We start from the raw sequence: 21044 nt of genomic DNA on the forward strand, positions 1-21044 counted from the left end.
CGCCTTAAACCTGGGCCGGCTGTCCGATGGTGACGCCGGTGCGGCGGATCTGTTCGCGCAGATTGCCGGGCTGGACCTTGCCGTCCGCACCGACCTGCACGGGCGCGATATAGGGACCGATCGCGCCGACGTCATCGGCAACGGACTCCGCAAGCAACGCCTTCGCCTCGTCGGAGTTGCGTACGATCGCGGCTTCCGAGAGGTCCGCGGACCAGCTCTTGGCGGCGGTGCGATAAACCACGATGCCATCCCAGGTGCGGTTGGCGGTCACGACCGAGGGGCCAGCGATTTTGATCTTCTTCTGTTCAAGCGGGGAGGTCATTCGGCTGCATCCAGGAGGTCAGAGATGATTTGGTTTGGGGTTTTCTTGGGAGTTTGCCGGCCAAGTGAGCCGGCATGCCGGACCACCTCGCCGATGATGAGAATGGCAGGACCGCCATTGGTCCGCCGCACGAGCTCGGGCAGATCGCGCAGCGTGCCGATCACGCCTTGCGCATCGGGGCGCGTGACGCGGGCGAACACGCCGACCGGGGTTTCCGGCGAACGGCCGGCGGCGAAGAGGCCGGCGCGTACGGCGGGCGCGGCGGTCGCGCCCATGTAGACCACAACAGTCATCTTGGCGTCGGTCAGCGTCGACCAGTCCACGACTTCCGCGTCGCGCGCCTTGTGTGCGGTAAGAAAGGTGATGCGGGTTGCTTCATGACGGTAGGTCAGCGGCACCTCGAAGTCGGCGGCACCGCCGAGACCTGCGGTGATACCGGGAATGATCGAATAGGCGACGCCGGCGGCGCGCAGGGCTTCCATCTCTTCGCCGCCACGGCCGAACACGAAGGGATCGCCGCCCTTCAGGCGCACCACGCGCTGACCGGATTGCGCGGCCTCGATCATGCGCTTGTTCATGGCGTCCTGGCCGATGCCGGGCTTGCCGATACGGCGGCCGACGGCAACACGCGTGGTATCGCGGCGGATGCGGTCGAGAATTTCGGGCGAGACCAGCTCGTCGTGGAAGACGATGTCGGCATCCTGCAGCGCGCGCAGCGCCTTGATGGTGAGAAGATCGGGATCGCCGGGGCCTGCCCCGACCAGCGCGACCGAGCCTTCCGGCTTGTCGGCGCGCGCGAAGGCGGAGGGATCGGCGATAGCCTTTAGCGCAGCGTCGGCCTCGGTCTTGCGGCCGGCGAGCACGGCGGCGCCGATCGGCCCGTCAATGACCCGCTCCCAAAAGCGGCGGCGCAGCGGAAATTCAGCGATGCGCTCGTTGATGGATTTGCGGAAGCCGCCGATGAATTCAGCGAGCTCGCCGATGCGGGCGGGCAGCAGCGCCTCGATCTTCTCGCGCAGGCGCCGCGCCACCACCGGCGAGGTGCCGCCGGTGCCAACCGCGACCACGACATCGCCGCGATCGACGATCGCGGGGAAAATGAAGCTGGAATGTTCAAGATCGTCCATCACGTTGACAGGCAAACCCAGCGCCTTGGCGCGAACCGACATCGCTAAACCAACATCACCCGCGCCTGCGCAGACGACCGCGATGATGCCTGAGAGATCGGCAGTAAGCGGATCCCCGGACATGATTTCGACACGCGCTGCGTCCTCGGAGCTGAGGCTCAGATCACGATCGCCGTCGATCGCATGCACGCGGATGCGCGCGCCGGCAGCGGCGAGCACGCGCAGCTTGGCGCGCAAAAGCTCGCCCGCGCCGATGAGGACCACCGGACCGGTCTTGAGATCGAGAAACACCGGCAAGAACCGCATGCGATACCCGCTTCCCCACAAACGGGGTTGACTGGAATTATTTTCTATATATGTCTCGTTTCGAGCGCGCAAAGAGAAAATTTTTTCTTCTCTTCCGCAGTGCGACTATAGAATTTTCGCCTCCAAACGCAAAGTGGCAGAGATGCATCTTCTCAAGGACGATTCCGCTGCTGATCGACTGAGCAATCCGGCGCTGGCCGAGCGCGTGCGCGCGCAAGAATTTTCTGGCGAGCTTGCCCCAAGCATGGATCATCTCGACCAGCTCGAGGCGCAGAGCATCTACATCTTCCGCGAGGCCTTCGCCCGTCTGAAGAAGATTGCCCTGCTGTGGTCGCTCGGCAAGGACTCCAATGTCATGATCTGGCTGGCGCGGAAAGCGTTCTTCGGCAAGATGCCGTTCCCCGCCCTTCATGTCGACACCGGCAAAAAGTTTCCCGAGATGTATCGCTTCCGCGATCACTACGGGAAGGAGTGGGATCTCGATTTGCGCGTCGAGCCCTGCCCGCCGATCGACGCCGTCGACCCAACGCTGCCGCCGGCCGCACGCTCCGCCGCGCGCAAGACCGAAGGCCTCAAGATGGCGCTCGCAAAGTACGGCTTTGACGGCCTGATCGCCGGCATTCGCCGCGACGAGGAGGCGACGCGCGCCAAGGAGCGCGTGTTCTCGCCGCGGGGATTGGAAGGCAATTGGGACGTGCGCGACCAGCCACCGGAGTTCTGGGATCATTTCAATGCCTCGCCGCCGCAAGGCGCGCATTTGCGCATCCACCCGATCCTGCATTGGACCGAGGCCGACATCTGGGCCTACACCAAGCGCGAGAACATCCCGATCATTCCGCTGTATCTCGCCAAGGACGGCAAGCGCTATCGCTCGCTCGGCGATCAGGACATCACCAATCCGGTCGCTTCGACCGCCTCGAGCATCGACGAGATCCTGATCGAGCTCGAACAGACCAAGGTGCCGGAGCGCGCGGGACGCGCGCTCGACCACGAGACCGAGGACGCTTTCGAGCGCCTGCGCGTCGCCGGCTATCTCTGATTCCCAAGGACGCGAGCGTCGCATGAACATGATCGTCACCACGGCTTCGCCGGCCACTCCGAACGGCACCACGCGTCCGCAAGTGCGCATCGTCATCGTCGGCCATGTCGACCACGGCAAGTCGACGCTGGTCGGCCGCCTCCTGCACGAGACCGGCAGCCTGCCCGAGGGCAAGCTCGAAATGCTGAAAGCCGTCAGCGCGCGGCGCGGCATGCCGTTTGAATGGTCGTTTCTGCTCGATGCGCTCCAGACCGAGCGCGATCAGGGCATCACCATCGACACCACGCAGATCCGCTTCCGCACCAATTCGCGTGACATCGTGCTGATCGACGCGCCCGGCCACGCCGAATTCCTGCGCAACATGATTACCGGCGCCTCGCAGGCCGACGGCGCGGTGCTGATCATCGACGCGCTCGAAGGCGTGCGCGACCAGACCCGGCGCCACGGCTATCTGCTGCATCTCTTGGGCGTGAAGCAGGTCGCGATCGTCGTCAACAAGATGGACCGCGTCGACTTCTCCGCCGAGCGCTTCAAGGACATCAGCGACGAGATCTCGGCACATCTGAGCGGCCTCGGCGTGACCCCGACGGCGGTGATCCCGATTTCCGCCCGCGACGGCGACGGCGTTGCGATGCGCACCGACCGGATCGGCTGGTACAAGGGCCCGACGGTGGTCGAGGCGCTCGACCGGCTCGAACCGGCGCGGCCGCTGGAAGCGCTGGCGCTGCGCCTGCCGGTGCAGGCGATCTACAAGTTCGACGACCGCCGCATCGTCGCGGGCCGGATCGAATCCGGCAGCCTCATTGCGGGCGACGAAATCGTGATCATGCCGGCCGGCAAGATCGCCAAGATCAAGACGGTCGAGAGCTGGCCGGTGACGCCGGTCGCGGGCCGACAGGGCGCCGGCCGCTCGGTCGGCATCACGCTCGACCGCGAATTGTTCCTCGAGCGCGGCGACATCATCGCGCATGCAGGCAGCGCACCGCGCGAGACGCGGCGGCTGCGCGCGCGCATCTTCTGGCTGCACGACAAGCCGCTCGCCAAGGGCGACCAGCTCCTGGTCCGCTGCGGGCCGAAGGAAAGCCGCGCCACCGTGGTTGCGATCGAAAAGGCGGTCGATCCCGGCGAATTGTCGAGCGTCGAGAACAAGGCGATCGGCCGCAACCACGTCGGCGAGATCGACATTTCGCTTTCGAATCCGATTGCAACGGATCCCTATACCGACAATCCGCGCACCGGCCGGCTCGTGATCGAGGTTTCCGGGCGCATCGCCGGCGGCGGCCTGGTGCTGTCGGTCGACGCCGGCCAGCGCGCCGTGCCGGTCGACATCGTGCCGGTGGAATCGGCGCTGCGCTCCGACGAGCGCTCCGCGCGCTACCGCCATAACGGCGCCGTGGTCTGGCTCACCGGCCTGCCGGCCTCCGGCAAATCGACCTTGGCGAAAGCGCTGGAGCGGCGCCTGTTCAGCAATGGCGGCTCGCCGGTCCTGCTCGATGGCGACACACTGCGCGCCGGGCTCAACAGCGATCTCGGCTTCTCCGCCGCTGATCGCAGCGAAAACATCCGCCGCCTTGCGGAAGTCGCCACCCACCTCGCCCGCAACGGCCATATCGCGATCGTCGCGGCGGTCTCACCGGCGCGCGAGGATCGCGCCACCGCGCGCCGGATCGCCGACACCGCGTTCCGCGAGATCCATGTCGCGACGCCGGCTGAAGTGTGCGAGGAGCGCGACCCCAAGGGTCACTACAAGAAGGCCCGCGCCGGCACGCTGGCCTCGTTCACCGGCATCGGCAACGACTACGAGACGCCGCAGGCGGCCGAGCTTGTGATCGATACATCGACACGGACGGTCGCCGAAGCGGCAGATGCGATCGAAGAGATGCTGAAGACCACCGGCGTGCTGTTCGACGAAGTCGTGGACCTCGCCGCGAATATTTGAATGCTGTCGTCGCCCGGCTCGACCGGGCGACCCAGCTTTCCAGAGACAGCGCTGGATACGGAGAAGCCGCGGCGTTCCCCGCTTTCGCGGGGAATGACAGCGGTGCGCTGAGCCCCACCTCACCTTGACATTTTGACAAAGGCCTGGGGGTCTTCTCACGGCCTTGATTTTGGGGCTAATAGGCCCCCGAAAGCTGCCCTATGGGCGCATTTTGCTGCTGACGGGTGAAAAGCAGCCAAAAACAGTCATTTCCAACAAGAAAGCCCATCATGAAACGCGTCGATGCCTACGGATTGAAGATCGCTCCCGTTCTGTTCGATTTCATCGCCAAGGAAGCGGCCCCGAAAACAGGGATCGCGCCGGATGCGTTCTGGGCCGGGCTTGCCGGCATCATCAAGGAGCTGGGGCCGAAAAACCGGTCGTTGCTCGCGTTCCGCGACACGTTGCAGGCCAAGATCGACGACTGGCACCGGGCCAACAAGGGCAAGGCGTTCGACCTCAACGCCTATACCGCCTTCCTGAAGGAGATCGGCTATCTCGTTCCGGAGCCGGCGACGCAGAAGGTCGAGACCGCCAATGTCGACGAGGAGATCGGCAAGATCTGCGGTCCGCAGCTCGTCGTGCCGCTCACCAATGCGCGCTATGCGTTGAACGCGGCGAATGCGCGCTGGGGCTCGCTCTATGATGCCTTCTACGGCACCGACGCGATTCCGCATGATCCATCCGAGAGCGGCAAGGGCTACAACAAGGCGCGCGGCGACAAGGTGATCGCCAAGGCCAAGGCGTTCCTCGATACCGCCGTGCCGCTCGCGACCGGCAGCCACACCGACGTCACCGCCTATAGCGTCGTCGCGGGCCAGCTCGCGGTGAAGCTGAAGAGCGGCAACGCCACCGCGCTGAAGAACGCGGCGCAGTTCGCAGGCTTCCAGGGCGATGCGGCCGCGCCGTCCGCCGTGCTGCTCGTCAACAACGGCCTGCATGTCGAGGTCAAGATCGACCGCAGCAGCGCGATCGGGAAAGACGATCCGGCCGGCGTCGCCGACATGATCATGGAGGCCGCGGTCTCCACCATCCTCGACATGGAGGACTCCGTCGCCGCGGTCGACGCCGAGGACAAGGTGCTGGTCTACCGCAACACGCTCGGCCTGATGAACGGCACGCTGTCGGCCGATTTTGAGAAGGGCGGCAAGACGCTGACGCGCTCGCTCAACGCGGACCGCAGCTACAGGACGCCCGATGGCAAGGGCGAGCTCAAGCTGCACGGCCGCAGCCTGCTCCTGATGCGCAATTGCGGTCACCACATGTTCACCGACGCGGTGCTGGACGAGAAGGGCGAGGAGATTCCGGAGGGCCTGCTCGATGCCGCCGTGTCGGGCCTGCTCGCCATTCACGACCTCAAAGGCAATTCCAAGGTCAGGAACAGCCGCACCGGCTCGGCCTATATCGTCAAGCCGAAGATGCACGGCCCCGACGAGGTGTCGCTGACCTGCGAGATTTTCGATCGTGTCGAGAAGATGCTGGGCCTGCCCGAGAACACGCTCAAGGTCGGCATCATGGACGAGGAGCGGCGCACCACCGTCAACCTCAAGGCCTGCATCCAGCGTGCGTCCAAGCGCATCATGTTCATCAACACCGGCTTCCTCGACCGTACCGGCGACGAGATCCACACCTCGATGGAAGCGGGCCCGATGATCCGTAAGAACGAGATGAAGGCGCAGGCCTGGATCAAGGCTTATGAGGACTGGAACGTCGATATGGGCCTGATCTGTGGCCTGCCCGGACATGCCCAGATCGGCAAGGGCATGTGGGCCGCGCCCGACAAGATGGCGGACATGCTGGCCCAGAAGCTTAGCCACCCGCAGGCCGGGGCCACCACCGCCTGGGTGCCCTCGCCGACGGCGGCGACGCTGCACGCGCTGCACTATCACCAAGTCAACGTCATTGCGCGCCAAGAAGAATTGGCCCAGGGCGGCCCGCGCGCAAAACTGTCGGACATCCTCACCATCCCGGTGTCGAAGTCGAACTGGGCGCCTGACGACGTCAAGCAGGAGATCGATAACAATTGCCAAGGTATTTTGGGCTATGTCGTGCGCTGGATCGACCAGGGCGTCGGCTGCTCGAAGGTGCCCGACATCCACGATGTCGGCCTGATGGAAGACCGCGCCACATTACGCATCTCCAGCCAGCATCTCGCCAATTGGCTGCACCAGGGCGTCATCACCGAAGCGCAGGTGATGGAATCCTTGAAGCGCATGGCCGTCGTCGTCGACAAGCAGAACGCGGGCGATCCGATCTACAAGCCGATGGCGCCCGCCTTCGACGGCGTCGCCTTCAAGGCAGCCTGCGACCTCATCTTCAAGGGCCGCGAGCAGCCGAACGGTTACACCGAGTACATCCTCACCGCGCGTCGCCGCGAGGCGAAGGCAGCGGGTTAAATAGCCTCAGTTCGAAGGGCGAAACCGTCCCGGCGCGCAGCGGAACGGCTGCGCGCCGCTTGCGTTGTAGGGCCATCAACTCGATGGAGATGGTCATGGACTGGAATCGCATCGAAGGAAACTGGAAGCAGTTCAAGGGATCGGCCAAGGAGAAATGGGGCAAGCTCACGGACGACGACCTCAGCTCGATCGAGGGACGCCGCGAGCAACTCGAGGGCCGGCTCCAGGAACGTTACGGCAAGGCCAAGGACCAGGTCCGTCAGGACGTCGACGACTGGCTCAAGTCGCTGCATTGAGGCAGCACGAAAAAGCCCCGGCCCAAGCCGGGGCTTTTTTGTTGGAATATCCGGAGGCCCGCTAAAACACCGCGAGATATTTCAAGAGCGACACGATACCGATGATGATGACGATCACGCGCGCGATCTGCTTGGCGCGGCCGTCCATCGGAAGCATGTTGATGAGATAAAGCACGAGAATGACGACGAGAAAGGTGACGAGTACGCCGACCAGCATCGTGAGGGCCCCCCTTCAGGCAAATTACCAATGAGGTCTTAACGCCGGTCGCTCGCGCTGGTTCCATTGCCGCAACCCGCTGCAATGTCTATAGATTACGTACTTCTACGATCGGGTCGCAGCCCGAAGTTTCACCCTTCGCTCTCAGATATCTGTGCGCTCGCGCCGCGAGCGGCGTGCGATTGCCGATGCCACCGCTCGACGGCGGAGATTGAGGCGCCAGCGGCGCCGCTCACTCAACGGCTCCCCCTACTCCTTCGCCACCACCGGTACCTGACGGAATCTGGCGCGCACCGATTCCGGCAGCGGCGAGAAATTCATCGCAACGCCGCGGCGGTCGTTGGCATTGCGGTTGGCAACCACCAGACCGTTGGCACCGGCGACGATGTCGCCCTTGCGTAAGGTGGGATCGTCCTCGATCTTGACCTGGGCCAGGCCGGCCGGATCCTTGCCGTTGCAGGTGCAGCCCGCGACGATCTCGTTGCGGTAACGGAAGGCGTTCGGCAGATCGGAATAGGACTTTCCGTTCTCCGTCGTGGCCTCGTCGATATTGCTGCCGTAGACCAGCGAGGTCTCGGACGCCGGGCAGAAGCTCTTGCAGGACTGCGCCTTGCTTTCGGCATCCGTTCCTTGTGCCGGAAAATAGCGGCCGTCGCATCCGCGCACGCAATAGGCGGTGCCGCCACCATAGGCGGCTCGCTGGCGCGGCACGTCATATCGCGGCATGTCATCGTTCGGGAACGGCGTCCGGATCTGCGGAGGCCGCGCGCCGAACGCACCGAACAACGCCGAGAAAAAGTCCTCCGCATGCGCCGGCGGCGTCAGTGCGAGGCCGAGAGAGATGATTGTGAGCACGGCCGCCGCACCGCCGGTCAGCTTGCCAATCGAGCGTTTACACATCTGACCTCGCTCAATCCTAGTTCAGCGCCGACGTCGTGATGTTCAGCGCCTGCCGCCCCGAAGGCAACGCGGTCACCGCCGGACGCTTGCGCACGGAATCGCCGCCGCCTTTCGCCATCAGAGGCGCGTTCTTCGGCAGCACCACGACCTTGGCGCCGACACTGACGCGGTTAAAGAGATCGATGACGTCCTCGTTGGTCATGCGGATGCAGCCGGACGAGACGAACTTGCCAATGGTGCTGGGATCGTTGGTGCCGTGGATGCGGTATTCGCTCGAGCCGAGATACATCGCGCGGGCCCCGAGCGGGTTACCCGGACCGCCCGCGACGAAACGCGGGAGATAGGGCTGGCGCGCGATCATTTGGGCCGGCGGATGCCAGTCCGGCCACTCCGCCTTACGGCTGACGCTCTGCACGCCCGACCAGGTAAAGCCTTCGCGGCCGACGCCAACGCCATAACGAATGGCGCGGCCATTGCCGAGCACGTAGTAGAGATAGGTGTTGTTGGTATCGATGACGATGGTGCCGGCCGGCTCGCTCCTGTCGAAGCTGACGATCTGCCTGCGCAGGCGGTCGGGCAGCTGGGCATCTTCGTCGGCGGCTTGCGGCGCCTCGCTTCCATAGCCCTGTGAATAGCTCTGATCCTGCGGATACAACTGCGGCCGGATCGGCGCAAAGCCGAGGGTTTGCGCACTCGCGCTGCCAAAGGGCACGGTGAACAGAACGGTCGCGAAGGCAAACGCAGTGACGGCACGCGGCGAGAAGCGGCGGACGAGAGAGAAGCTTGTCATGTGCTGCCCCATTGGATGTGTGCATCCGGGTGATGCGCCAGCCAAGCAACGCCATCGGGCTGATCTAAGTTCCGGCGCGGAGCGCGGCCGCGACGTCACAGTCAAGCGAGCGTTTCTTCACGAAGGCGCGATGGAACTGCTACCGCGATCACGCGTTCTCACCTCGTAAATGGGCGCGCGGATCGCGGCTTCCGTGCGGGAGAGGTATTGTGCGCGTCCTTCCCAGCGAACGTCTGCCTCCCGGCAAAAGCGAAGGTGAACCGCTTCCCGACAGCCATAGCGAGCTGCCGCCGGTCATCCGCCGCACCGAGTTCGTCGCTTTCGCACTCGCAGGCCTGCTGCTGATTGCGGTCGTCACCGTACTCTATGTCGGAAGAGCTTTTTTCCTGCCCGTGGTGATGGCCTTCGTGATCGGCACCATGCTGTCGCCGGCGGCGAGCTTCCTGGAGCGATGCAAGGTGCCACGCGCGCTCGCCGCCGTGCTGATCGTGGTCGCGGGGACCGCGGTGGTTGCCTTCGCCCTGGCGCTGATCGCCTCGCCGATTATGGAGTGGAGCACGCGCCTGCCGGAGCTCGGCGCGCAATTGAGGGACAAGCTGCACGTGTTCGACCGGCCGCTGGCGCTGTGGCGCGAGCTGCAAGGCATGGTCGGCGGCTCGGAGGCATTCCCGAGCTTCCAGATGCCGAAGGTCGAGTGGGTGCAACCGACGCTGGAATTCCTGTCGCCGACCTTTACTGAATTTCTGCTGTTCTTCGTCACCCTCATTCTGTTCATCGCAAGCTGGCGCGACCTGCGCCGGGCCATGATCATGACCTTCAGCGATCACGACGCGCGGCTGCGCACGCTGCGTATTCTCAACGAGATCGAGGTCCATCTCGGCAACTACCTGCTGACCGTCACTCTCATCAATGTCGGCGTCGGCGTCGCCACCGGCCTGATCTGCGCGCTCACCGGCATGCCCAATCCGGCCGGGCTCGGCGCGCTGGCGGCAACGCTCAATTTCATCCCGATCATCGGGCCAGTCGCGATGTTCGCCGTGCTGGTCGTGGTTGGGCTGGTCGCCTTCCCGACCATCAGCGGTGCCCTCATGGCGGCGCTCGCCTTCGGCGGCCTCACCTTCCTGGAAGGGCACTTCATCACCCCGACCATCATCGGCCGGCGGCTGGCGCTGAACGCACTTGCGGTCCTGCTTGCGCTCGCATTCTGGACCTGGATGTGGGGCCCGATGGGCGCGTTCCTGTCGTCGCCGCTCCTGATCGTCGGCCTGATCCTCAAGGAGCATCTGTTGCCGGCGGATTCGCCGCAGTTGCCGCAGGCCTGAGGCGGTTTCCGCAAACGGAACTTCCCCGACGACGAAACGTTCTCCGGCTATCTCAGCCGTCAACAGTTTGGAGCTCCCGATGTCCACGACCAATGCCGAAACCGGGATGAAAGACTGGACCGACAAAGCCACCAGAGAACGCCTCGAGAAGGATGTAGCAGCCGTGAAAAGCGATATCGCCGCCCTCACTGAACAAATCACCGACGCGCTCAATACCTTCGCCAATTCCAGCAGCAAGCAGGCTCGCCGCGGCTATCGCCAGGCGCGCGAGAACGTGGATTCCGCGATGGACGATATGTCCGAGCGCGGCAGCGCGATGATGGAGGCTGCGCAAGACGCCTACGGCTCGATCGAGGAGACGCTGGAAGAGGCCATCACGCAGCGGCCGCTCGCGACCGTCGGGCTCGCCCTCGGCATCGGCTTCCTGATCGGCGTCGCCTGGCGCCGGTAGGTTTGCGGAACGGATCTTGAGACGGCGACGCTGCCGCGCCGCCGATGTCGGCGTGTGGCGGTTCGGCTTGTGGGGATTTGAGGAGCAAGGCCATGTTTCAGCGCATCATCGACGGGATCAGTGCATCCACCGGGACCACTGTGCGACTGACCTCCCTTGCCGCAGGCGCGGCATTCGCGCTCTTCATCACCACGTGCTTCCTCTGCGCCGCGGCCTTCATCTTGGTGCTGGAGAAATATGGTCCGGTGCAAGCCTGCCTCGCGGGTGCCGGCGTTTTCTTTCTGCTTACCTTGGCCGCAGCAGTGAGCTACTGGGCCTATAAGCGGCAGTTGCGCAAGCAAGCCCAGATCGCGGCCGAGCGTGCCGCGAAGTCGGCGGCGCAGAGCATGCTCGCGGACCCCATGCTGCTCGCCACGGGACTCCAGATCGTCCGCGCCATCGGAATCAAGCGGCTGTTGCCGATCTTGGCGATCGGTGGCGTCGCTCTCGGAATCATGGCGAGCCGCGCCGGCGTTCCCGACGAGGCATCGGCCGAGCCCGCCGAGTGACGACCAGCGTGGGTTAGAAAATTTCGCCGCAACTGCTGCCATCTGATCTGGTGGAGCTCGGCAGGAAGGCGCTGCGCAATTTTGCGCCATCCGGCACGGATGTCCCCGCCATCACGCAAACGCTACTCGGATGGGCAGGCGGTTGCCGCTAAAAGCGGCGCCCCTGATTCCAAAAGTCTTTTTCGCAATGAAACCGTCCGTCAAGGCGAACCTCGCCGCATTCCAACCCGACGCCAGGCTGTATTTGACACTCGGCATCGCCAACTGGTCGGTTTTCGTCGACCACATCCCGAACAACGTCGTCAACCTGCTGACGCTGCGAAATTTCGGCTTCAGCGGCGCTGCGGATTTGTTCGTGTTCGTGGTGGGCTATGGCGTCGCCATCATCCACGGCCGGATGGCGCTGGAGCGCGGCTACGTCGTCGCGGCGACGCGCATCTTTCGACGTGTCTGGCGGCTCTACGCCGCCTACGTCGTCCTGTTCGTCATCTATATCGACACCATCGCCTATGTCGCCTCGCAATCGATGGCACCGGAGATCATTCACGAATACAACATCTCGGGGATTCTCGAGCACCCGCTGCGCATCCTGATCCGCGGCCTCGTGCTCCAGGAGGAGCCGCTGAACCTCGATCTCCTGCAATTGATGATCCCGCTGATGGCCTTCTTTCCGCTTGTGCTGTGGGGCCTGTTGCGGCGGCCGAATGTGACGCTCGCGGCATCGGTCGCGCTGTACCTTGCCGCACGCTGGTTCGACTGGAATTTCCGGGTCTACCCGGATCAGGAGTGGACCTTCAATCCGCTCTGCTGGCAGGTGCTGATGGTGCTGGGCGGCTGGTTCGCGGTGACAGGCGCACCCGGACGGACGTTGCGCAGCATGCCCTGGCTGCGGATCCTCGCAGGGACCTATCTCGTTTTGGCGATGGCGGTCACCTTGATGCGCCATTCACCGGCGCTCTCCGCTTATCTGCCGAACTTGCTCCTCGACGCCATTGCGCCGACGGAAAAGGAAAACCTCGCGCCTTATCGCGTGCTTCACTTCCTCGCCCTCGCCTTCGTCGCGACCCATCTCATTCCGGCCGGTCATCCCGGCCTGCAGTTGAAGCCGCTTCAGGCGGTCATCCGATGCGGCGAGGAATGGCTCGCCGTGTTCTGCGTCGGCGTGTTCCTGTCCTTTGCTGGGCATCTCGTCCTGATCACGGGGCCCAATCTGGTGGTGATGCAGGTCGTGGTGAGCCTCGCAGGCTTCGCCGCGATGACCGCGGTCGCCTACTACATCGCCTGGTCGAAGTGGCAGGACCTGCCCGCAGCCCTGCGGCACCAGGCCTAGCGGGGAGCCCATTTCCGATTCTCCTAGGCTCGCCGCCGCGGCTGCGCTATGCGAATCGAGCGCAGGTTGCGCGAGGAGACCGGGCCAGGTCATGGCGAGAAATGAGGGTGAAGAGTCTGACGGCGCGCCGCCCCGGCGCGGCCGGCCGCGGTCGATCGAGACCGCCAACGCCATTCTCGAAAGCGCGTACGCGCTGATGGCTGCGACCGGCCTTGCCGCCACCACCATCGACGCAGTCGCGCGCAATTCCGACGTCTCCAAGATGACGATCTACAAATGGTGGCCATCCCGGGAGGCGCTTTTGATCGACGCCTTTCTTCACCACGCCGCACAGATGCTGCCGCTGCCCCCGGAGAGCTCCGGCACGCCTGCGGCGCGTGCGCGCCGCCACGCCGCGGCCTATGCCGAGGCACTCCAGGGCGAGTTCGGCAAGGTGCAGCTTGCCGTGATCTCCGAATGCATTTCGAAGACCGGCTCCGCCGAACTGTTCTACGCCCGCTATCTGCAATTCCGCCGCGACGCTCTGGTGGAGATGATCGCAGCAGGCCAGAAGGACGGCAGCATCCTGGCCGAGGGACTGCCCGAGGATCTCTATGACGCGATCTACGGCGGCCTGTTCTACCGCTACGTCTTCGGCATCGCGCCGGTCACGCCGGCCTACGCGCGCAATCTGGTCGACCTGGTGTTGCAGCCGAAGGGCTGAGGTGCCGCTCTACCGCACCGGCTGCGAAAACTTCTCGGTGCGATCGCGCTCGGACATGTCGACCACCGTCTCCATCGGCGCGGTCAGCTCGTAGACGTAGGAGACGTCGGTGAAGTAGCGCTTGGCGGTGCCGCCGAGCGCCTCGGGCGCCACGCGGTCGAGCAGGATCAGGCCGAAATCGGAATCGGGGCGGCGCGTCGCCTCGCTGGTGTTGAACTCCTCCCAGCGGAAATTGAAAATCTCGTCGGGCTCCTCGCCCGTCACCGTCCAATTGGCGGTGATGTGCGGATGCTTTCCGACCAGCGACAGGCCTTCGTCGGAATGCGAGGCGAGCTCGAAGAACAGCAGAGACAGGCTCTGCGCCGCGCGCGCGCTGACCGCGATGTCGGGACCGGTGACGGCGATGCGTTCGGCATGCGGGATGGCGCGCGCTTCGAACAGGCCCTTCAGCTTGACACCCTGCCATTGGCTCTCGCTGAGCAGCGAGACCACGTTCGACATGGCGTGGATGCGGCCGATCAGGAGCTCGCGCGCGACGTCGATGTCCGAGCCGTGGCGCAGCGTGCGCGTCACGATCGACTGGATCACCGCCAGGATGTTCTTGACCCGGTGATTGAGCTCGTCGATGACAGCGGTCAGCCGCCGCTCGAAGCCAATCCGCACCTGGATTTCCCGGCTGAGCCGCAGGTTGTTGTAGGCGACATAGCCGAACAGGCCACACACCATCGCGGTGATCGCAAAGCCGATCGCCGCCACGATGATGGCAGTCTGTTCGGCGCGACGCGCCGAATTGGTCTTCGCGTAGTAGGCGAGCTGCCAATCACGGCCACCGAAGCTCACCGTGCGCATGGCCGACGGCGCCAGCCCGTCCGCCGCCGTCGCGCGCGTGGAGACCACGCCCTGGTCGTTGGCAACGAGCTCGCCGCCGTCCTTGCGCGGATCCCTGAGCGCGACCGAGAACAACGACATGTCGTCATTGGTCAGCATCAGCGAGGCAAGCTCATAAGAGAATGTGACGAACCCGGCCGGCTCCGTTGCTCCCTCGGGAATGACGGGCGCGGCCACGATGACGCCGATCGGCCCGTCGCCGCTGAGCAGCGGAATCGGATCCGAGGCAACCGACCGCTTCTCGGCGCGCGCACGCGTCAGCATGGCGCTGGAAACCGGATCCTTATCGTAGCTGCGGCCGGGCAGCGTCTTGGTCTCGTTGCTGCGCGGCTCGAGATCCATCAGCACGTCGATCGGCTGAGTAACCTCGGCGGGATTGATCGGCTTGTCGTCAAACGTGCGGATCCGCGGATTGGGGAAGCCGGCGCCGGCAATGGCAGCCTGCGCTGCGGCAAGCTCATTCGGCTTCAGGCGGGCGATCCAGCCGGCCACCACGAAATCGGTCTTGAAGGCGTAGATGGCCGAGCGCAGCGGCTCCAGCATGTTCGGCTTGATCACGGATGGCGCACGGAACAAGCCGGAGGCGACACGCGCGAGCAGCTCCCGCTCGGTGAGGCGGTCCTGGACCAGGCTTGCGTGAACGTCAATCGCACGCGCGAGCGCGATCCGGTCCAGCGCCAGCTCCTGATCGTGAACGCGATAGGCCGCAAGCCCGGAGAGCAGGGCTCCGAGCAGAGCGATGAAGCCGATGATGAAACCCAGCCGGACCACTTCGACTACTCAGGCGAAAGCAAGAGGTCGGCAATAATTGTGGACCATATGAACGCCGCTCGAACGGCCATCTGCCGAAACAGGGTGAACCCCAGTGGCGGAGATAATGGAGGAGGAGGCATCAGTACGCAACGTAGGTCGGCTGACAAGCTTAATCCGCCCGGCCGATGGTCAGGCCGGAATGGCTGCCCCGAGGCGGAGGTAGTTAATCTCCATGTCTAAAATTTGTTCCGCCGCTCTGAGCCTGCTTCACCCGTCAACCGCGAAAACCACCTGCGCCAAGTCGTCGCGTCGGTCAGCCTGCCCGCCTCAGGCCACCTTTGGCTTCGATGAACGCGACAATGCGGTCGAGCCCCTGGCTCTTCTTCAGGTTGGTCATGACGAAGGGACGCTGGCCGCGCATGCGCTTGGCGTCCGTCTCCATCTTTTCCAGGGAGGCCCCGACATGGGGCGCCAGGTCGATCTTGTTGATGACAAGAAGGTCTGACCGGGTGATGCCCGGGCCGCCCTTGGACGGAATCTTGTCGCCGGCGGCAACGTCGATGACGTAGATGGTGAGGTCGGCCAGCTCCGGGGAAAAAGTGGCAGCGAGATTGTCGCCGCCGGACTCGATCAGCACGAGATCGAGGCCCGGAAACTTCGCGCGCATGTCCGCCACCGCCGCGAGATTCATCGAGGCGTCCTCGCGAATCGCGGTGTGCGGGCAGCCGCCGGTCTCGACGCCGGCGATCCGATCCGGCGTCAGCGAACCCGAACGCACGAGGTATTCGGCATCCCATTTGGTGTAGATGTCGTTGGTGATCGCGGCAATGTCGTACTGCTCGCGCATGGTCTTGCAGAGCAGGTCCATCAGCGCGGTCTTGCCCGATCCGACCGGGCCGCCGACGCCGACACGTAAGGGGCCGTGAGACGTAGCCATTGATTCCTTCCTATCGTCGTCCTGGCGGAGTGTGACGCAACGTGCTCACGATCTGAACAGCCGCGTATATTGTGTCTCGTGCCGGAGGCTGGCGAGATCGGCACGGAAGGTCGCGCTGCCGAGATCGTCCAATGTCGCATTCAGCGCACGATTGGCGGTCGCGACGACGGCGGCTTCCAGCCTCACCAGCACACGCTGGCTGTCGGTCTGGCCGAGCGGAATGAGACGGCTGGCCGCGGAAATCCAGTTCGAGACCAGCGCATGCAGGAAAGCGTGCAGCGTCGGCGCCAGCGGCACACCATGCATCGCGGCGACCACGCCGACGGCGACGGGATAGACCAATGGCGTGCGGCATGCCGCGACCATCGCATCCAGCCCATCGGCATCCCACGCCGCGCGCGCGATGTCGATGAAGGCGCGGCCTTGGGAGGTCGTTTCCAGCTGTCGTTCGCGCGACGGCACGAAGGCGGCCGCGAGCTCGGCGATATCGCTCAAAGTGGTGGTCTCGTCGGCTTCCGCGGCGCGATAGGCATGGACCAGGAACGTTGCATCGCAAAGCCCGGAGCCGTCGCCGAGCATAGTGTCGAGCCAGTCGACCAGCGTCGCGGTATCCGTGATGTCGCCGGCCTCGACCGCCCATTCGATGCCGCTGGAGTAGGAGAAACCACCGACAGGAAACGCCGGCGACAACCAGGTCATCAACCGGTACAGCGCCGCCGCCTCGCGCTCGGCGAGATCAGCGGCGCCGACCGGCTCATTTGTGGTCATGAGCATGCTTATGGCCGTGGTGATGGTCGCGGTGGTCGCAATGCTCGTCGTGGTGATGGCGATGATCGTGACCATGATCATCATGGCCATGTTCGTGATGATGGTGGCCGTGATCGTGATGCGCATGGGCGTCGTGACCATGCGCATGACCGGCGTCGGCATAGGCGCCGCCTTCGGGATCGAACGGCGCCTCGATCTCGATCACGCGGGCGCCGAGACCTTTCACCATGGCTTCGATGACGTGGTCGCGGCGGATACGCAAGGCCTTGGCCATGATCTGCGTCGGCAGGTGGCGGTTGCCGAGGTGCCAGCCGACGCGGATGAGATGGTGCGGATCGTGGCCGCGGATTTCCAGCAGCGGTTCGGGCGCCGCCACCACCTCCACCAGCCGGCCGTCCTCCAGCACCAGCGCATCGCCGCCGCGCAGCGCGACAGCATGCTCCAGGTCGAGCAGGAATTCGAGCCCCCGCGTCCCCGTCATGGCCATGCGGCGACGGTGCCGATCGTCGAAATCGAGCACCACCGTATCCACGGGTGCTTCCGTGAAGCGGTGCTGCCCCCTGACCTGCGTCGCCCGGATCATGCATTTACCCCGTTTACCGTGTCTCGACCTTCTCGGGCGTGATCACCTCGATCTTCGGCGGCGCCGTGAAGCACTTCACCGCGACGCGGCCGAACGTCTTCATATGCTCCATGGCACGATGCGGCACCAGCGCCTCGGCGTTCTCCCACTGCTCGACGAACACCATTTTGGCAGGGTCGGTGACGCTCTCGTGCAGATCATAAGCGATATTGCCGGGCTCTTTGCGCGTCTCCTTGATGCAGGCGGTGGCGGCTGCAATGAATTCGGCGCGCGTTTCGGGCTTGATGGTCAAGGTGGCAACAACATAGATCACGAGAAATCCTCCCGGCTTTTCTTCTGGGTTCAAGATACCGGCGGGACATTAGACCAGGCAGGGTCGAACTCAAGACCGGAAAACAACCCCGAGGCATGCAGCACAGGCTATTTCAGTACATGAAATATCGCTGTGCCATCGGCAGCACCTCGGCGGGGGCGCAGGTGAGCAGCTCGCCGTCGGCGCGGACCTCATAGGTCTCCGGATCGACTTCGATCTTGGGCGTGGCGTCGTTGTGGACCATGCTCTTCTTCGAGATCTTGCCGCGGGTGTTCTGGACCGCATAGAGCTTCTTGTCGATGCCGAGTTTTCGCGCAAGACCTCCGGTGACGGCGGCCTTCGAGGTAAAGACAACGGAGGACGCCGTGCGCGCCTTCCCGAAGGCACCGAACATCGGTTGGTAGTGCACCGGTTGCGGCGTCGGGATCGAGGCGTTGGGATCGCCCATGGGCGCTGCGACGATGCTGCCGCCCTTGACGATGCAGTCCGGCTTGACGCCGAAGAAGGCCGGCGACCACAGCACGAGATCGGCGAGCTTGCCCTTCTCGACCGAGCCGATCAGTTTCGACACGCCGTGCGCGATTGCGGGATTGATCGTGTATTTGGCGATGTAGCGCTTGACGCGGAAATTGTCGTTGTCCTTGCCCTTGTCCTGCGGCAGCGATCCGCGCTGCTTCTTCATCTTGTCGGCGGTCTGCCAGGTCCGGATGATGACCTCGCCGAGACGGCCCATCGCCTGGGAGTCCGAGGACATCATCGAGAGCGCGCCGAGATCATGCAGGATGTCCTCGGCGGCGATGGTCTCCTTGCGGATGCGGCTCTCGGCGAAAGCCAGATCTTCCGCGATCGAGGGGTCGAGGTGGTGGCACACCATCAGCATATCGAGATGCTCGTCGATGGTGTTGCGCGTGAAGGGCCGCGTCGGATTGGTCGAGGACGGCAGCACATTCTTCAGGCTCGCGACCTTGATGATGTCAGGAGCGTGACCGCCGCCGGCGCCCTCGGTGTGGAAGGCGTGAATGGTGCGGCCCTTGAACGCCTTGATCGTATCCTCGACGAAACCGGATTCGTTGAGCGTGTCGGTGTGGATCATGACCTGGATGTCGTGATCGTCGGCGACCGACAGGCAGTTGTCGATCGCTGCTGGCGTCGTGCCCCAATCCTCGTGCAGCTTCAGCGCACAGGCGCCGGCTCTGATCATCTCGACCAGCGCGGCGGGCCGCGAGGCGTTCCCTTTGCCGGAAATGCCGAGATTAACCGGAAAGGCGTCGAACGACTGGATCATCCGGGCGATATGCCAGGGCCCCGGCGTGCAGGTCGTGGCGAAGGTGCCGTGCGACGGGCCGGTGCCGCCGCCCAGCATCGAGGTGACGCCGCTCATCAGCGCGTGCTCGATCTGTTGCGGGCAGATGAAATGGATGTGGCTGTCGAAACCGCCGGCCGTGAGAATCTTGCCTTCGCCCGCGATCACATCGGTGCCAGGACCGATGATGATGGTCACGCCCGGCTGGATGTCTGGGTTGCCGGCCTTGCCGATCGCGGAAATCATGCCATCCTTGATGGCGACGTCGGCTTTCACGATGCCCCAATGATCGACGATCAGCGCATTGGTGATGACCGTGTCGGCGGCGCCCTGCTTGTTGGTGACCTGCGACTGGCCCATGCCGTCGCGGATCACCTTTCCGCCGCCGAACTTCACCTCTTCGCCATAGGTTGTGAAATCCTTCTCGACTTCGATGATGAGGTCGGTATCAGCTAGACGCACCTTGTCGCCGGTGGTCGGGCCGAACATGTCGGAATAGACGGAACGCTTTATTTTGACGGACATCACAAGCCCCGTATGCGTTTGAATAACTGGTCGGTCACAGCACGGCCCTCGCTGCTTTCACGGCATCGTCGAACTTCTCGTCGAGCCACGCGTTGCCGCCGCGGCAGCCCGCAACGACTTGCGTGGCCCACTCAACGTAATCGACGAGTTCGTCGCGCTCCTCGGCACTCAAATCGGTTTGAATGCGCGCCCCTGTATTGCTGATCTTGTCGGCAATCTTGATCAGCTTCGCGCCGACGGATTTTTTTGGCGCGTCCATCACCTGCCGACGCCGTCGCTCGGCTTTCGGCAGACTCCTGTCGTCGGTGCATTCCGCGACGAGGGCGGCGACACGCTCGGAGAATCTCTGCGCGAGCTCCTCGCGCGTGGTGTCGGTGTCCTCGATGGAATCATGCAACCATCCGGCCGCCACCAGCTCGGCATCGGCTCCATCGGTCGCGGTCGCAAGCAGGTTCGCGACCTCGGCAAGATGATTGATATAGGGCTCGTTGCCGCGCCCCTTGCGCGCCATGCCGTTGTGGCGGCGCGCGGCGAATTCGGCAGCTTCGGAGACGAGGCGGATAGCAGGCAGCATGGCAGATCCCTCCACTTTGGCCTCAACCGTGCCGCATCGCGCTCGTTCCTCCTGATGTCACAGCTTCCCCATCACCTCGCCACGAAAACCGTAGATCGTCTTCTTGCCGGCCATGGCGACGAGCTGGACATCGCGGGTCTGGCCCGGCTCGAACCGGACGGCGGTGCCGGCGGCGATGTCGAGGCGCATGCCGCGGGCGCGTCTGCGGTCGAAATTCAACGCCGGGTTGGTCTCGAAAAAATGGTAGTGCGAGCCGACCTGGATCGGACGGTCGCCGGTGTTGGCGACTGTCAGCGTCACGGTCTTGCGGCCAGCATTGAGCTCGATTTCGCCGTCCTGGATGAAGAGTTCGCCGGGGATCATGCTCTGCTCCTACCTGATCGGCTCGTGGACGGTGACGAGCTTGGTGCCGTCCGGAAAGGTCGCTTCGACCTGGATGTCGTGGATCATCTCCGGAATTCCGGGCATCACCTGATCGCGGGTCAACACCTGCGCGCCAGATTGCATCAGTTCGGCGACGGTGCGGCCGTCACGGGCGCCTTCGAGGATAAAATCGGAGATGATCGCGACCGCCTCGGGATGGTTGAGCTTGACGCCACGCTCCAGCCGGCGGCGCGCCACGATGGCGGCCATCGAGATCAGAAGCTTGTCCTTTTCGCGGGGAGACAGGTTCAT

Annotated in this window: 23 protein-coding genes; 9 read left to right on the plus strand and 14 right to left on the minus strand. The window is 64.2% G+C overall.

Features of this window, described 5'->3' with window-relative positions; all coding sequences use genetic code 11:
* Positions 1–4 precede the first annotated feature (4 nt).
* Both IVB12_RS30590 and cysG read right to left on the minus strand, forming a co-directional pair.
* The gene (locus IVB12_RS30590) at positions 5–322 is read right to left on the minus strand and encodes a DUF2849 domain-containing protein (protein WP_247304770.1); all 318 of its coding nucleotides are present in this window, start codon (positions 320–322) and stop codon (positions 5–7) included.
* Positions 319–1755 (minus strand): siroheme synthase CysG, encoded by a 1437-nt coding sequence (gene cysG / locus IVB12_RS30595; RefSeq protein ID WP_247304774.1) that lies wholly within the window; start codon positions 1753–1755, stop codon positions 319–321. The genes IVB12_RS30590 and cysG overlap by 4 nt, the downstream gene beginning before the upstream one ends.
* 244 nt (positions 1756–1999) lie before the next feature.
* Here cysG and cysD point away from each other — a divergent pair, with 244 nt between their 5' ends.
* From cysD to IVB12_RS30615, 4 genes are all read left to right on the plus strand, one after another.
* Positions 2000–2794, plus strand: coding sequence for a sulfate adenylyltransferase subunit CysD (gene cysD / locus IVB12_RS30600; RefSeq protein WP_131872081.1), 795 nt, complete (start codon positions 2000–2002; stop codon positions 2792–2794).
* 22 nt (positions 2795–2816) lie between these two features.
* Entirely contained in the window at positions 2817–4733 is a 1917-nt protein-coding gene (gene cysC, locus IVB12_RS30605) for an adenylyl-sulfate kinase (protein ID WP_247304777.1), read from the plus strand.
* A gap of 269 nt (positions 4734–5002) precedes the next feature.
* Positions 5003–7168, plus strand: a complete 2166-nt coding sequence (locus IVB12_RS30610) for a malate synthase G (protein WP_247304781.1) — start codon at positions 5003–5005, stop codon at positions 7166–7168.
* Between the two features lie 95 nt (positions 7169–7263).
* On the plus strand, positions 7264–7464 hold the full coding sequence (locus tag IVB12_RS30615; protein WP_247277808.1) for a CsbD family protein: 201 nt from the start codon (positions 7264–7266) through the stop codon (positions 7462–7464).
* A gap of 61 nt (positions 7465–7525) precedes the next feature.
* On the opposite strand, the gene IVB12_RS30620 is transcribed toward IVB12_RS30615, so the two are convergent.
* The 3 genes from IVB12_RS30620 to IVB12_RS30630 form a co-directional block, all read right to left on the minus strand.
* Positions 7526–7681, minus strand: a complete 156-nt coding sequence (locus tag IVB12_RS30620; RefSeq protein ID WP_008546817.1) for a Thivi_2564 family membrane protein — start codon at positions 7679–7681, stop codon at positions 7526–7528.
* A gap of 249 nt (positions 7682–7930) precedes the next feature.
* Positions 7931–8581, minus strand: coding sequence for a DUF2865 domain-containing protein (locus tag IVB12_RS30625; RefSeq protein ID WP_247304784.1), 651 nt, complete (start codon positions 8579–8581; stop codon positions 7931–7933).
* A gap of 16 nt (positions 8582–8597) precedes the next feature.
* Positions 8598–9371 carry a L,D-transpeptidase gene (locus IVB12_RS30630; protein ID WP_247304788.1) on the minus strand — a complete coding sequence of 258 codons (774 nt, stop codon included), beginning with the start codon at positions 9369–9371 and terminating at the stop codon, positions 8598–8600.
* A gap of 209 nt (positions 9372–9580) precedes the next feature.
* Between IVB12_RS30630 and IVB12_RS30635 the strand changes: the two genes are divergently transcribed.
* The 5 genes from IVB12_RS30635 (at position 9581) to IVB12_RS30655 (ending at position 13725) form a co-directional block, all read left to right on the plus strand.
* On the plus strand, positions 9581–10693 hold the full coding sequence (locus IVB12_RS30635; RefSeq protein WP_247304790.1) for an AI-2E family transporter: 1113 nt from the start codon (positions 9581–9583) through the stop codon (positions 10691–10693).
* A gap of 79 nt (positions 10694–10772) precedes the next feature.
* Positions 10773–11144 (plus strand): DUF883 family protein, encoded by a 372-nt coding sequence (locus IVB12_RS30640; protein ID WP_247304793.1) that lies wholly within the window; start codon positions 10773–10775, stop codon positions 11142–11144.
* A gap of 92 nt (positions 11145–11236) precedes the next feature.
* A complete protein-coding gene (locus IVB12_RS30645; RefSeq protein WP_247277813.1) occupies positions 11237–11692 on the plus strand; it encodes a hypothetical protein in 456 nt (151 codons plus the stop codon).
* Between the two features lie 187 nt (positions 11693–11879).
* Positions 11880–13022 (plus strand): OpgC domain-containing protein, encoded by a 1143-nt coding sequence (locus tag IVB12_RS30650; protein ID WP_247304796.1) that lies wholly within the window; start codon positions 11880–11882, stop codon positions 13020–13022.
* A 91-nt stretch (positions 13023–13113) separates the two neighbouring features.
* A complete protein-coding gene (locus IVB12_RS30655) occupies positions 13114–13725 on the plus strand; it encodes a TetR/AcrR family transcriptional regulator (protein WP_247304799.1) in 612 nt (203 codons plus the stop codon).
* A 9-nt stretch (positions 13726–13734) separates the two neighbouring features.
* Here IVB12_RS30655 and IVB12_RS30660 read toward each other — a convergent pair whose 3' ends face one another.
* The 9 genes from IVB12_RS30660 to IVB12_RS30700 form a co-directional block, all read right to left on the minus strand.
* On the minus strand, positions 13735–15384 hold the full coding sequence (locus IVB12_RS30660) for an HWE histidine kinase domain-containing protein (RefSeq protein WP_247304801.1): 1650 nt from the start codon (positions 15382–15384) through the stop codon (positions 13735–13737).
* Positions 15385–15679: 295 nt separating this feature from the next.
* On the minus strand, positions 15680–16303 hold the full coding sequence (gene ureG, locus IVB12_RS30665) for an urease accessory protein UreG (RefSeq protein ID WP_247304803.1): 624 nt from the start codon (positions 16301–16303) through the stop codon (positions 15680–15682).
* 45 nt (positions 16304–16348) lie between these two features.
* Positions 16349–17077: an urease accessory protein UreF gene (locus IVB12_RS30670; RefSeq protein WP_247304921.1), complete on the minus strand. Its 729-nt coding sequence runs from the start codon at positions 17075–17077 to the stop codon at positions 16349–16351.
* Entirely contained in the window at positions 17058–17654 is a 597-nt protein-coding gene (locus IVB12_RS30675) for an urease accessory protein UreE (protein WP_247304805.1), read from the minus strand. The genes IVB12_RS30670 and IVB12_RS30675 overlap by 20 nt, the downstream gene beginning before the upstream one ends.
* Positions 17655–17667: 13 nt before the next feature.
* Complete coding sequence (locus IVB12_RS30680; protein WP_007599815.1) at positions 17668–17967, minus strand: putative quinol monooxygenase; 300 nt, start codon at positions 17965–17967, stop codon at positions 17668–17670.
* Positions 17968–18079: 112 nt separating this feature from the next.
* Entirely contained in the window at positions 18080–19795 is a 1716-nt protein-coding gene (gene ureC / locus IVB12_RS30685) for an urease subunit alpha (RefSeq protein WP_247304808.1), read from the minus strand.
* Between the two features lie 34 nt (positions 19796–19829).
* The gene (locus tag IVB12_RS30690; RefSeq protein WP_247304810.1) at positions 19830–20369 is read right to left on the minus strand and encodes an HD domain-containing protein; all 540 of its coding nucleotides are present in this window, start codon (positions 20367–20369) and stop codon (positions 19830–19832) included.
* Between the two features lie 57 nt (positions 20370–20426).
* Complete coding sequence (locus IVB12_RS30695) at positions 20427–20732, minus strand: urease subunit beta (protein ID WP_247304813.1); 306 nt, start codon at positions 20730–20732, stop codon at positions 20427–20429.
* Between the two features lie 9 nt (positions 20733–20741).
* Positions 20742–21044: an urease subunit gamma gene (locus IVB12_RS30700; protein ID WP_006612146.1), complete on the minus strand. Its 303-nt coding sequence runs from the start codon at positions 21042–21044 to the stop codon at positions 20742–20744.

Origin of the sequence: Bradyrhizobium sp. 179 (assembly GCF_023073535.1) — a bacterium.
Classification (GTDB): Bacteria; Pseudomonadota; Alphaproteobacteria; order Rhizobiales; family Xanthobacteraceae; genus Bradyrhizobium.